This is a genomic window from Cupriavidus pauculus (assembly GCF_008693385.1).
GTDB lineage: Bacteria > Pseudomonadota > Gammaproteobacteria > Burkholderiales > Burkholderiaceae > Cupriavidus > Cupriavidus pauculus_D.
This window is the reverse complement of record NZ_CP044067.1, coordinates 1,486,304-1,499,326: the sequence shown is the minus strand read 5'-3', so window position 1 is coordinate 1,499,326 and position 13,023 is coordinate 1,486,304. Positions and strand designations below refer to the sequence as shown.

The 13,023-nt window shown below is 66.8% G+C and carries 12 protein-coding genes; 10 read left to right on the top strand and 2 right to left on the bottom strand.

Features of this window, described 5'->3' with window-relative positions; translation table 11 throughout:
• Nucleotides 1-73 precede the first annotated feature (73 nt).
• On the top strand, nt 74-1,180 hold the full coding sequence (locus FOB72_RS25000) for an alkene reductase (protein WP_150375342.1): 1,107 nt from the start codon (nt 74-76) through the stop codon (nt 1,178-1,180).
• A 30-nt stretch (nt 1,181-1,210) separates the two neighbouring features.
• Here FOB72_RS25000 and FOB72_RS24995 read toward each other — a convergent pair whose 3' ends face one another.
• Nucleotides 1,211-2,773 (bottom strand): sigma 54-interacting transcriptional regulator, encoded by a 1,563-nt coding sequence (locus FOB72_RS24995; RefSeq protein WP_411859882.1) that lies wholly within the window; start codon nt 2,771-2,773, stop codon nt 1,211-1,213.
• A gap of 299 nt (nt 2,774-3,072) precedes the next feature.
• Here FOB72_RS24995 and FOB72_RS24990 point away from each other — a divergent pair, with 299 nt between their 5' ends.
• Genes FOB72_RS24990 through FOB72_RS24950 form a run of 9 tightly spaced genes read left to right on the top strand, consistent with a single transcriptional unit; the run spans nt 3,073 to nt 11,401 of the window.
• Nucleotides 3,073-3,612 (top strand): OsmC family protein, encoded by a 540-nt coding sequence (locus tag FOB72_RS24990; protein WP_150375341.1) that lies wholly within the window; start codon nt 3,073-3,075, stop codon nt 3,610-3,612.
• Nucleotides 3,613-3,668: 56 nt separating this feature from the next.
• The gene (locus tag FOB72_RS24985; protein ID WP_150375340.1) at nt 3,669-4,808 is read left to right on the top strand and encodes an acyl-CoA dehydrogenase family protein; all 1,140 of its coding nucleotides are present in this window, start codon (nt 3,669-3,671) and stop codon (nt 4,806-4,808) included.
• Nucleotides 4,805-6,199, top strand: coding sequence for an FAD-dependent oxidoreductase (locus tag FOB72_RS24980; RefSeq protein ID WP_150375339.1), 1,395 nt, complete (start codon nt 4,805-4,807; stop codon nt 6,197-6,199). The genes FOB72_RS24985 and FOB72_RS24980 overlap by 4 nt, the downstream gene beginning before the upstream one ends.
• A gap of 53 nt (nt 6,200-6,252) precedes the next feature.
• Nucleotides 6,253-7,641 (top strand): CmpA/NrtA family ABC transporter substrate-binding protein, encoded by a 1,389-nt coding sequence (locus FOB72_RS24975; protein WP_150375338.1) that lies wholly within the window; start codon nt 6,253-6,255, stop codon nt 7,639-7,641.
• A 13-nt stretch (nt 7,642-7,654) separates the two neighbouring features.
• Complete coding sequence (ntrB, locus tag FOB72_RS24970; protein WP_150375337.1) at nt 7,655-8,548, top strand: nitrate ABC transporter permease; 894 nt, start codon at nt 7,655-7,657, stop codon at nt 8,546-8,548.
• Complete coding sequence (locus tag FOB72_RS24965) at nt 8,538-9,422, top strand: ABC transporter ATP-binding protein (protein ID WP_150375336.1); 885 nt, start codon at nt 8,538-8,540, stop codon at nt 9,420-9,422. Before ntrB ends, FOB72_RS24965 begins: the two co-directional genes overlap by 11 nt.
• Nucleotides 9,423-9,444: 22 nt before the next feature.
• Nucleotides 9,445-9,894: a cyanase gene (gene cynS, locus FOB72_RS24960; protein ID WP_150375335.1), complete on the top strand. Its 450-nt coding sequence runs from the start codon at nt 9,445-9,447 to the stop codon at nt 9,892-9,894.
• Nucleotides 9,895-9,903: 9 nt separating this feature from the next.
• Nucleotides 9,904-10,770: an MBL fold metallo-hydrolase gene (locus tag FOB72_RS24955; RefSeq protein ID WP_150375334.1), complete on the top strand. Its 867-nt coding sequence runs from the start codon at nt 9,904-9,906 to the stop codon at nt 10,768-10,770.
• Nucleotides 10,771-10,777: 7 nt separating this feature from the next.
• On the top strand, nt 10,778-11,401 hold the full coding sequence (locus FOB72_RS24950) for a class I SAM-dependent methyltransferase (RefSeq protein WP_150375333.1): 624 nt from the start codon (nt 10,778-10,780) through the stop codon (nt 11,399-11,401).
• Between the two features lie 10 nt (nt 11,402-11,411).
• On the opposite strand, the gene FOB72_RS24945 is transcribed toward FOB72_RS24950, so the two are convergent.
• On the bottom strand, nt 11,412-12,926 hold the full coding sequence (locus FOB72_RS24945; RefSeq protein ID WP_150375332.1) for a PLP-dependent aminotransferase family protein: 1,515 nt from the start codon (nt 12,924-12,926) through the stop codon (nt 11,412-11,414).
• Between the last annotated feature and the right edge of the window lie 97 nt (nt 12,927-13,023).

The following is a 13,023-nucleotide window of genomic DNA, read 5'->3' as shown; positions in this document are numbered from 1 at the left end:
TTTCCGGCGGGCTTCGTGCCCTAGATTGTCCTCACGCAAGACACGCGCTCAACCCAATTGCAGGAGGTACACCATGTCCAGTCTCTTCACCCCCGTCCGCGTCGGCCCCTACGAGATCTCGCATCGCGTCGTGCTGGCGCCGCTGACGCGCATGCGTGCCGAGGACGGCGCGGTGCCCGGGCCGCTGATGGCCGAATATTATGCGCAACGCACGTCGCCAGGCGCGCTGCTGATTGGCGAGGCCACCATCGCGGCGCCGAACGGCAACGGCTACCTCGGCGCGCCGGGGCTCTACGACGACAGCCAGATCGCCGGATGGAAGCTGGTCACGGACGCGGTACACGCGAAGGGCGGCACGATCTTCCTGCAGCTCTACCACGCCGGCCGCCAGTCGAATGCCGAAGTCCAGCCCGCCGGCAGCCAGCCGGTCGGCCCGTCGGCCATCCCGCACGGCGGCGTGGCCTATACGCGGTCCGGCTGGGTGCCCAATACCCCGAACCGCGCGCTGGAGACCGACGAGGTCGCGGCGCTCGTGGAAAGCTTTCGTGAGGCCGCCCGGCGCGGGGTCGAGGCGGGCTTCGACGGCGTCGAGCTTCATGCCGCCAACGGCTATCTGTTCGACCAGTTCCTGCAGGATGGCAGCAACAAGCGCACGGACCGCTATGGCGGCTCGTTCGAGAACCGCGCCCGCTTCCTGCTCGATGCGACGCGCGCGGTGATCTCGGTATGGGGCAGCGACAAGGTGGCCGTCCGGCTCGGGCCGAGCGGCTCGTGGGGCGATATGTCGGACAGCGATCCGGAAGGCCTGTTCACGTATGTCGCCGCCGAGCTCGACAAGCTCGGGCTCGCCTACCTGCATCTGATCGAGCCGCGCATCGCCGGCAACATCGAGGACGAGGCGCGCGACCAGACGCCCGTGGCCGCGGCGCTGATGCGCAGGTTCTTCCACGGCACGATCATCGCGGCAGGCGGCTTCACCGGCAAGAGCGCGGAGGCCATCGTGGCCAGCGGCGATGCGGACCTCGTGGCGTTCGGCCGTCACTTCATCGCGAATCCGGACCTGCCCGAAAGGCTGCGCCGCAACTTGCCACTGAACCCGTACGACCGGGCGACCTTCTTCGGCGGTACCGAGGTGGGGTACACCGACTACCCGTTCCTGGCCGAACGCATGGCCGCCTAGGCAGGCGCCGCGCCCGGGGTCTGGCGTCGTTCAGGGCCGCACGCCAAGCTTCTCCAGCCGATACACGAACTGCCTTACCGTCAGGCCCAGCATCTGCGCCGCGCGCGACTTGTTGCCGCCGCAGTCGATGAGCGCCTGTTGCAGCGTCTGCGCCGAGTGGGAGTGCGCGGGCGTGTAGGGGCGCACGAGCGACGGGACGCGGTCGTCGGCCGCCGGCGCGTCGTGCCGCGCGACGCGCGACGGGACAGCCGCGGGAGCGCTCGACGCACGGTCCGTTGCATCGGGCTTCGGCAGGATGCGCTCGACCTCCGCCTCATCGACGATCGCGCCCTGCGCAAGCAGCACGAGCCGTTCGATCAGGTTCGAGAGTTCGCGGATGTTGCCGGGCCAGTCGTGGTTCTGCAGCCGGTTGATCGCGGCCTGCGTGAGGTTGACGTTGCGCTGGTGCGTCTGGTTGATGTGGTTGAGGAAATGGAGCACCAGCGCGGGGATATCCTCGCGCCGGTCGGCCAGCGCCGGCAGCCGGATGGGAATCACGTTGAGCCGGTAGTAGAGGTCCTGCCGGAACGCGCCGCGCGCGGCCTCCTGCTCGAGGTCGCGATTGGTGGCGGCGACGAGCCGCACGTCGATCGCAATCTCGCGCTTGCCGCCCAGCCGCGTGATCGTGCCTTCCTGCAGCGTGCGCAACAGCTTGGTCTGCATGGATAGCGGCAACTCGCCGATCTCGTCGAGGAAGATCGTGCCCGTGTTGGCCTGCTCGAACCAGCCCGCGCGCGCGGCATTGGCGCCCGTGAACGCACCGCGCTCGTAGCCGAAGAGTTCCGACTCGAACAGCGTCTCGGGAATCGCCGCGCAATTGATCTTGATAAAGGGCCGCTCGCGCCGCGGGCTGGCCAGGTGCAACGCGCGCGCGAACAGCTCCTTGCCCGTGCCGGACGCCCCCATCAGCAGCACGCTGGCCGTGGCGTCGGACACGCGTTCCAATTCCGAGATCGCCTGCAGCACCGAGGGCGCCGTACCGACGATCCCGTAGCGCGCGGCTTCGGTCTGGAGCGCGCGGGACAGCATCTCGTTGCGTTGCTCGAGCACCTTCGTGCGCGCGCGCAGCGTCGCCTGCAACTGCAGCAGCTGCCCGGCCAGCGTCGCGAGAATGCGCAGGATCGTCAGGTCGTCGCTGAGCGCGCGATTGCGGATGCGGATGCGATGGCAGGCCAGCACACCGACGGTCTTCTGCTCGATCTTGATCGGCATGGCGATGAACGACACCATGCCCTCGGGCAGATGCGCGCGCTGCACCGCGCGAAACAGGAAGCGCGGCTCCTGGTCGATGTCCTGCACGATGGTCAGCTGTCCCGCCGCCAGCACGCGGCCCGTGATCCCTTCACCGACCTTGTAGACGCCGAGCGCCGTCTCCTTGCGCGTGAGGCCGTACGCAAATCGAATGCTTGCGGTGTCGGTCTCCTCGTCGAGCAGCACCACGCGTCCGCGGTTCAGGCCCAGCAGCTCCGACATCAGATGCAGCATCTCGCGCAGGGTCACGTCCGGCGACAGGCTGCGCCCCACCAATGCCATGACCTGCTCCAGCAGCAGCATCTCCTGCTGGCGCCAGTAGCCGAGTCCGGCTTCGGGGTCCGATTCCGGGATGGGGGCCTGTTCCTTCACGGGTTTGCTCCTCGTTCGCGTCGCGATGAGTATCGCCTATTGGTCGACAAAATGTCGACATTGTCGACATTTTGTTGGGCGGCAGATGCCGGTTCGTGCCGTTTGATTTTTCAATAAAGCGTCTGAAAATCAATAGCTTGCGTGCGTTTCGACGCGTTGGCACGGCGATTGCGATAAAGGCTGTGCAGGCACGTTTGCCTGTCCTGAATCCAACACAAACGGAGCACGCCTTGACCACCGAGACCGTCACCACCTACCTGCGACCGATCGATCGCGAAGGCCTTCTGAAGTTTGCCGCCTCCGGCCGCGAGAACCCCGAGCGCCGCGGCATCAACAAGGTCCACACCGTCATGAAGGGCCAGTTCCGCTCCTGGAGCTTCACCGGCGATCACAACCCCGTGGTCGTCGACGAGCCGCCGCACCTGTTCGGCGAGAACACCGTGCCGGCACCGGGCGAGATCGCGCTGTCGGCACTGGGCGGCTGCCTGTGCGTCGGCATCACGGCCGTGGCCACGTATCGCGAAGTCCGCCTGTCGCGCCTCGAAGTGTTCCTGGAAGCCGATATCGGCAACTCGGCCGCATGGGGCGCCGGCGGTGCCGAGCGCCAGCCGAAGGACATGGGGTTCCAGGCCATTCGCGTGAAGGTGCTGATCGAGGGCGACGCCACGCGCGAACAGCTCGACGACATCGTGCAGCACGCCAACTTCCACTCGCCGGTGGCCAACACCATGCGCAATCCGGTGGTGTTCTCGATCGGCCTGGCCGACTGACGACCGATTTCGCGCGACACCGCGCACCGCAGGTCAAGAACCACGGGAGAACCGCCATGACCACCGTTGTAGCCAGTGCACCGATATTCGAGCCATCGTGGACAGACGCCATGGTGATGCAGCGCGTGACGTCGATCGCCGACGGACCGCTGGCCGATGCCGCCTATCGCATCGATCACGAGGGGCACTATCCGCGCGAGATCATGGCCGACCTCGGCAAGGCCGGCGCATTCGCCGCGCATCTGTCCGGCAGCGGCGGCCGCTATGGCCTCGCGCTCGATGCGATGCGCGCGATCAGCCGGCGCTGCGGTTCCACCGGTTTTCTGGCGTGGTGCCATGACGTCTGCGGCCTCTATATGGAGGCCTCGGGCAACCCGGCACTGCAACGGCTGCTGGCCACGCACGCAACGGGCGAGACGCTCGGCGGTACGGCATTGTCCAATCCCATGAAGGCATTCGCGGGCATCGAGAAGATGCTGCTGCGCGCCACGCGTGTCGCGGGGGGCTATCGCGTGAGCGGCGCACTGCCATGGGTCAGCCATATCGCGCCGGGACAGTACTGCGGGGCCATCGCCACCGTGTATCGCGATGACGGCACGCCGTCGCACGACATCATGTTCATGCTCCATTGCACGGGCGCGGTCACGCTGCGCCAGTGTCCCGAGTTCTCCGGAATGGAAGGCACGAGCACATGGGGCGTGCGCGTGGACGATCTGTTCGTCGGCGAAGACCTGCTGATCGCGGATCCCGCGCAGCCGTTTATCGCGCGCATCCGGGCCGCGTTCATCCTGCTGCAGATCGGGATGGCGACGGGCATCGTCCAGGGCAGTATCGATGCGATGCAGGAAGTGGAGCCGTTGCTCGGTCACGTGAACCGCTTTCTCGGCGACCGGCCCGACGAGATGCAGGGCGAGCTCGACGAGCTCGAGCAGCGCGTGGCCCGGCTCGCGGCGAATCCGTTCGACGGCAGCAAGGACTATCTGCTCGACGTGCTGGATGCGCGCGCGCAGGGCGCCGAGCTTGCGCTGCGCGCTTCGCAGTCCGCGCTGCTGCATCAGGGCGCGCGTGGCTACCTCGTGAGCTCGGCCGCGCAACGGCGCATCCGCGAAGCGCACTTCGCGGCGATCGTCACGCCGGCCATCAAGCATCTGCGCTGGGAAATGGCGCGCCTGTCGCGCGAGGAGGTGCCGGCATGAGCGCGATGTCGAATCCATGGCGCCAGTTCATCTGTCGCGCATGCGGGCTTATCTATGACGAGGAGAAGGGCGACGCCGACAGCGGCATCGCGCCGGGCACGCGCTTCGAGGACATTCCCGAAGACTGGGAGTGCCCGCTGTGCGGCGTGGTCAAGGCGGACTTCGAGCCTTACGTCGTCGTCATGATGCCGGCGCCGTCATCGGCGGCGCCGTCGGCATCCGCGGCGCCCCTGGCCGCGCGCGGTCGTGGAGTCGCGAATCGTGGAGTCGCGAATCGTGGCGTTGTGATCGTCGGCGCGGGCATCGCGGGCTGGAGTGCGGCGGAGGCCATCCGGCGCCTCGATCGCGATGTGCCCATCACGATGGTGACGTCCTGCATGGGCGATCGTTATCACAAGCCCGAGCTGTCCATCGCGCTGAGCCGCGGCATGGTCCCCGCATCGCTTGTGCGCGAGACGGCCACCGATGCGGCACGCCGGCTGGGTGTGCGCTTGCTTACCGAAACCTTCGTCGTCGGCCTGACGCCGGCGACGCACCAGCTGCGCACCACGCGCGGCACGCTGCACTACACGCATCTGGTCATGGCGATGGGCGCGCGCCCCGCGATGCCCGCGGCGCTGCCGCCGGCGCTGTGCTGGCGCGTCAACGACCTTGCCGGATGGAGTCGCCTGCAGGCACGCATCGGCGATGGCCGGCGCCGCATCGCCATCGTCGGCGCAGGCATGATCGGCTGCGAACTCGCGGAGGACTTCGCGCGCGCGGGCCACGACGTCACGCTCATCGACGTGCAGCCGCTGCCGCTGGGCAACATGCTGCCGGAAGCCGCCGCGCTGCGGCTGCGCGCGGGCCTCGCGCAGACCGGCGTGAAGTTTGCGGGCACTCGCGTGGTCGCCGGCCTTACGCAATCGGCCGACGGCGGCAAGCGCCTGACGCTGGACGACGGCGCGACGATCGACGCCGACGAGGTGGTCGTGGCCATCGGTCTCGTCACCGATAGCCGCGTGGCACGTGGCGCGGGACTTGCTTTCGACAAGGGCATCGTTGTCGACGCGCAAACGCTCGAGACGAGCGCGCGCGATGTCTATGCATTGGGCGATTGCATCAGCCTGAACGGCGCGCCGTGCCGCTTCATCGAGCCGATCGCACAGCAGGCGTCGGCCATCGCGCATGCGGTGACGGGCCACGGCGATGCACGCTACGAACATCGCCAGCCCGTGGTGCGGCTCAAGACGCGGTCCGTACCCATCGTGGTGCATGGCACGCCCATGCGCGACGGTGAGTGGCGCGTGCTCGACGACACGGCCGATTTTCTTCATATGCAGCAGTGGCGCGACGGCGTGGCCATCGCGACGCTGCAGGCGGGTACCGCCAGACAGGCCATCGCGGCCTGAGCATTCCCGAGTATTTCCCAAAACGACCTATCAACGATTCAGGGGTGCCCGAGATGAACGAACCGACCAAGCGAGGCGATCAGAGCCTGTACCGACCCTACGACGCGGACACGTCGCTGTCCGGCTGCCAGTGCGGCCGGCATCATTCGCAGGAGGCCCACGATCGCGCGAGCGACGCCGAATCGCTCTCGAACGACTTCGTCGAAGCGGCGGCCGTGCGGGCGCTGTTCCCCGAGGATGCGACGCGCCGCAACCTGCTCAAGGCCGTCGGCGCCAGTGCCGTCATGGCCGCGGTGGGTTCGCTGCTGCCGATGGACGACCTGCGCGCCGCCGCGCTGGAGAAGCCGGGCACGCTCGAAAAGAAGTCGCTGAAGGTCGGCTTTATTCCGATCAATTGCGCCACACCGCTGATCATGGCCTCGCCGATGGGCATGTACGAGGCGCAGGGCCTCGACGTCACGCTGGTCAAGACCGCCGGCTGGGCGCTCGTGCGCGACCAGATGCTCAATCGCGAACTCGATGCGTCGCACTTCCTCGCGCCGATGCCGCTGGCCATCTCGATGGGCCTCGGGTCGTCCGCGCAGCCGATGCGCGTAGCCACGATCCAGAACATCAACGGCCAGGCCATCACGCTCGCGCTCAAGCACAAGGACAATCGCGACCCGCGCAACTGGAAGGGCTTCAAGTTCGCGATTCCGTTCGAATACTCGATGCACAACTTCCTGCTGCGCTATTACCTCGCGGAGCATGGGCTCGACCCGGACCGCGACGTGCAGCTACGCGTGACGCCGCCGGCGGAGATGATCGCCAACCTGCGTGCCGGCAACATCGACGGCTTCCTCGGGCCGGATCCGTTCAACCAGCGCGCCGTGTACGACCAGATCGGCTTTATCCACATCCTGTCGAAGGATATCTGGAACGGCCACCCGTGCTGCGCGTTCGGCACGTCGCAGGCCTTTATCGAACAGAACCCGAACACGTTCGCGGCGCTCTACCGCGCGGTGCTCAATGCGGCCGCCATGGCGCGCAAGCAGGAGAACCGCGCCGAGATCGCCAAGGCCATCGCGCCGGCCAATTATCTGAACCAACCGGAGACCGTGATCCTGCAGGCGCTGAGCGGCCGCTTTGCCGACGGGCTCGGCAAGGTGCGGAACGAACCCGACCGCGCGGACTTCGATCCGATGCCCTGGTACTCGATGGCCACGTGGATGCTCACGCAGATGAAGCGCTGGGGCTATATCAAGGGCGACGTCAACTATCAGCAGATCGCGCAGCAGGTGTTCCTGCTGACCGACGCGCAGAAGCAGATGGCGGCGCTCGGCATGACGGAAGGCGCCAGCGCGGGCAAGAACGGCAATCGTCCGATCACGGTCATGGGCAAGGTATATGACGCCAGCGCGCCGCAGCGCTACGTCGATAGCTTCGAGATCAAGCGCGCCTGAGGCAGGAGGAGCCATGACGACGCAAATCAAGATCCGCGCCGCGATCCTGTCGCTGGTGATGTTGATGCTGCTGCTCGGCATCTGGCAGGTCACGACGCAGCCCCGCAGCGCGGCCGCGCCGCACGCCGCGCAGAGTGGCGCCGATGCGGACGCGGCCGAATATGCCGCGCTGATGGGGCAGGCGCCGCCGGCCGGTGCCGCGCAAGGCGCGGGCGAGAAGCGCGCGACGGGTTTCCCGACCCCCGCGCAGTTCGCCACGGTAGCGCTGGGGCATCTCAAGAGCCCGTTCTACGACCGCGGCCCCAACGACAAGGGCGTCGGCATCCAGCTCGCGCACTCGCTCGTGCGCGTGGGCCTCGGCTATCTGCTCGCGATGATCGTCGCCATTCCGCTCGGCTTCGTCATCGGCATGTCGCCGCTGCTCTACCGCGCGATCGATCCGTTCGTGCAGGTGCTCAAGCCGATCTCGCCGCTCGCGTGGATGCCCATCGCGCTGTACACGATCCAGGACTCGACGGTGTCCGGGATCTTCGTGATCTTTATCTGCTCCATCTGGCCGATGCTGATCAATACGGCATTCGGGGTGGCGGGCGTGCGCAAGGACTGGCTCAACGTCGCGCGCACGCTCGAAGTCTCGCCGCTGCGCAAGGCGTTCTGCGTGGTGCTGCCCGCGGCCGCGCCGACCATCATCACGGGCATGCGGATCTCCATGGGCATTGCCTGGCTGGTGATCGTCGCGGCGGAGATGCTGATCGGCGGCAGCGGCATCGGCTACTTCCTCTGGAACGAATGGAACAACCTCTCGCTCTCCAACGTGATTTTCGCGGTGCTCGTGATCGGCGTGGTGGGGATGGTGCTGGACATGCTGTTTGCACGGCTTCAACTGAAGGTGAGTTATGCGGAATAAGAACGCGGTGTTTCTCTCGGTTCAGGGGCTGAGCAAGCGCTATCGCCCCGACCTGCCGCCGGTGTTCGAGAACGTCGGCTTCGAGATCGAGCGCGGCGAGTTCGTCTGCGTGATCGGCCATTCGGGCTGCGGCAAGAGCACGATCCTCAATGTGCTGGCGGGCCTGGAGGAGGCAAGCGGCGGCTACGTGATCATGGACGGCAAGGAAGTGTCCGGCCCGAGCCTCGACCGCGGTGTCGTCTTCCAGGGGCACGCGCTGATGCCGTGGCTGACGGTGGAGCAGAACATCGCGTTCGCGGTGCGCTCGCGGCATCCGGACTGGTCGCGCCGGCAGATCGCCGAGCACGGCGCGCGCTTTATCGAAATGGTGGGCCTGACGGCCGCCGCGAAGAAGAAGCCGTCGGAGCTGTCGGGCGGCATGAAGCAGCGCGTCGGCATTGCGCGCGCGTTCTCGGTGGAGCCGAAGATGCTGCTGCTGGACGAGCCGTTCGGCGCGCTCGACGCGCTCACGCGCGGCGTGATTCAGGACGAGCTGCTCCGGATCTGCGCGGCCACGCATCAGACCGTGTTCATGATTACGCACGACGTGGACGAGGCGATTCTCCTGGCGGACAAGATCTTCCTGATGAGCAACGGGCCCAAGGCACGCATTGCCGAGATCGTCGTCAACACGCTGCCGCGCGAGCGCACGCGGGAGACGATCCATCACGATCCGCAGTTCTATCGCATCCGCAATCACCTCGTCGATTTTCTCGTTCGTCGTTCCACGACGATCCAGCAGCGCTCGGGCGATGTCGCCGAGCTGCCTGTCACGCGTATCGTCCGACCCGGCCTCGAGGCGGGCGACGACACCGCGATCGTTCTTACCGCTTGACCACAACCTGCCAGGAGGCAACATGATTTCCAGCCGTGAAGAAGTGACCCAGATGATCGTTTCCGCCAAGGTCCGCAAGGGCATCAAGTGGGCGGACGTGGCCGAACTGACCGGCATGTCGAAGGAATGGACGACGGCGGGCTGCCTCGGCCAGATGACGTTCGACAAGCCGCAGGCCGAGGCCATCGGCAAGCTGTTCGAACTGTCGGACGAGGCCGTGGCGTGGCTGCAGGTGGTGCCCTACAAAGGCTCGCTGCCGACCGCCGTGCCGACGGATCCGCTGATCTATCGCTGGTACGAACTGGTCAACGTGTACGGCACGACGATCAAGGAACTGATCCATGAAGAGTTCGGCGACGGCATCATGAGCGCGATCGACTTCTCGATGGACATCCAGCGCACGCACGATCCGAAGGGCGATCGCGTGAACGTCGTGCTGTCGGGCAAGTTCCTGCCCTACAAGACGTACTAAGCTGTCCGCATGTCCGCGCTTATCGAACCCTTCTTCGATCCCGTTTCGGCCACGTTCACGTACGTCGTGCGCGCGGAGGGCGACGCGCGCTGCGCGATCATCGACCCCGTGCTCGGACTGGACGTGCGGCATGGCCGCGTGGTCACGGAGCCGGCCGATCGCGTGGCGGACTATGTGCGCGCGCACGGGCTGGAGGTGCAGTGGCTGCTGGAGACGCACGTGCATGCCGACCACGTGTCGGCATCGGCGTACCTGAAGGCGCGACTGGGCGGGCGCATCGGTATCAGCGAACATATCGTGCAGGTGCAGCGCGTGTTCGGCGAGACGTTCAATCTCGCCGGCTCGGCCGGGGATACCTGCTTCGATCACCTGTTCGGTGACGACGAGCCGTTCACCATCGGCTCGCTGCACGCCACGACGATGCACGTGCCGGGCCATACGCCGGCCGACATGGCCTATCGCATCGACGGCGACGCGGTGTTCGTGGGCGATACGCTGTTCCACCCCGACGTGGGCACCGCCCGCTGCGATTTTCCCGGAGGCGACGCCACCACGCTGTACCGCTCGATCCGGCGACTGTTGTCGCTGCCGCCGGAGACGCGGCTGTTTCTTTGCCACGACTACCCGCCACCCGATCGTCCGGAAGTGCGCTGGGAAACCGACGTCCAGACGCAGCGCCGCGCCAATGTCCATGTTCGCGACGACATGACCATGGATGACTTCGTCGCCATGCGCACCGCGCGCGACGCCACGCTGGCGTTGCCGAATCTGTACTTCCCCTCGGTGCAGATCAATATCCGCGCCGGGCGCATGCCCGAAGCGGAGGATAATGGCACTTCCTATCTGAAGGTGCCGCTTGCCGCGCACCATGCGTGAGGGTTCGATGAACGCGAAGGATCACTGGGAGCATGTCTACGGCACGAAGCCGGCGGCGGGCGTGAGCTGGTTCCAGCCGCACGCGCACCGGTCGGTGGATCTGATCCGTAAGACGGGCGCGGGTGAGACCGCGGCCATCATCGACGTCGGCGGCGGCGCATCCACGCTGGTCGACGATCTGCTGGCCGATGGCTACGCCGACCTGACCGTGCTGGACCTGTCGGAGGCCGCACTGGCCGTGGCGCGCGGCCGTCTCGGCGCGGCAGCCGCGCGCGTGACGTGGCTCGCCGCCGATATCACGACGGCGCAATTGCCGCGCCACCGGTACGACGTGTGGCACGATCGCGCCGTGTTTCACTTCCTGACGACCGACGAAGCCCGGGCGGCCTACGTGCGCGCGGTGCTGAACGCGGTGCGCCCCGGTGGGAGCGTCATCGTCGCGACCTTTGCGGAAGACGGCCCCGAGCAGTGCAGCGGCCTGCCGGTACGGCGCTACAGTGGCGACGCATTGCATGCGGAGTTCGGCACGCCGTTCACGCTGCTGGGGCAGGAGCGCGAAGCCCACGAGACACCGTTCGGAACCGTGCAGCAGTTCGTCTATTGCCTGTGCCGCAAGGATACGGACGACTGACGGGCACCCGTCAACGGGTCACCAGTCGCGCGAGTTCGCGGATACCGGCGTCGATGCGCTCGACCGGAATCGACGAGAAGCCGAACCGGATGTGATGGCCGCCATCGCGCGAGTCGAGGAAGAACGGTTCGCCGGGCTCGACGAGAATGCCGTGCGCGCGTGCGATATCGAGCAGTTCCGCCGTGCGTACCCCATCCGTGAAGTGGCCCCATAGCGCCGAGCCGCCGGACGGGGCCGTAAACGCGAGCGAGGGAATGTAGCGCTTGAGCGCTTCCGTCAGTGCATTGGCCCGCATCGCCAGCGCATCGCGCATGCGGAACATCAGCCGGTCATAGTGGCCATGCTCGATGAACAACGCCGCCGCAAGCTGGTTGTTGGCCGGGGGGTGGCGGATCATCATGCGCCGCAGCAGCCGAAGCTCGGTGATGACCTCCGCGGGCGCGACGATATATCCGATGCGCAGGCCCGGCGACAGCGTTTTCGACAGGCTGCCGACATAGATCACGCGCTCGTCGCGATCGAGTGCCTTGATGGCCGGCAACGGTTGCCCCTGATACTGCGTCTCCGCATCGTAGTCGTCTTCGATGAGCACGCCATCGGCGCGGCGGGCCCACTCGAGCAGCGCCAGCCGCCGCTCGTTGTTCAGCGTGACGCCGGTCGGGCATTGGTGACTCGGCGTGCAGTACAGGTACCGGCAATCGCGCAGGCGCGCCTCGTCGGGCACGAGCCCCCGCGCATCGACGTCGAGGCCCACAAGCGTGGCGCCGCGCCGTCGCAGGATATTGCGCGCGTCCATGTAACCGGGATCTTCCACGCCCACGCGTGTGCCCGGTGAGATCAGCAGTTCGGCCAGCAGATAGAGCCCCTGTTGCGCCCCGACCGTCAGCAGGATCTCCTCGCGCCGCGCGGCGATGCCCCGGCGGGGCAATACGCGGCGAATCAGCTGGTCCACCAGCGAATGATCGTCATGGTCGATCGCATCGGGCGCCCAGCCGCGAATCGCGCCGACGTCCAGCGCGTGCCGGCTGCATTCGCGCCAGTGCGCGACCGGGAACAGCGTCGGATCGAACTGGCCGTAGATGAACGGATAGCGGTAGCGCTGCCAGTCTCGCGGCTTGTCCAGCCATCGGCTGTCCGCGACACGGCCGCTCAGACGCTGGCCCCATTGCACTTGCGTGGTGCCAGACTGCACCAGGTCGGCGTGAGCGTCCTCGATCACGCCGACCTGCGCCGCCGGCGTCTGCGCGACATTGCGCGGGCTGACGAAGTACCCGCAGCGCGGCCGGTTTTCGATAAAGCCGTCTTCCGTCAGCCGCTCGTAGACGAGCACGACGGTGTTGCGCGAAATCTCCAGCATCTCGGCCAGTTCGCGGCTGGACGGCAGGCGCGTGCCGCCAACGAGCCGCCCGTCGAGCACCGCCTTGACGATATGCGTACGCAGCTGACTCTGCAGCGTGGAGCCTTCGCGTTCGGGTGGAGGCAGCAACTGGTGCCACATGAGTTGGTGCACGGTGGTGGGGCGCATGGCGTGTCCGGCTGGTACGATCGAAAGTCCTCTCTGGCATTAACCATGCCAGTCCAGCGTGCGCGACACTGGTCTCAAGCTTGAACCACCCATGAGG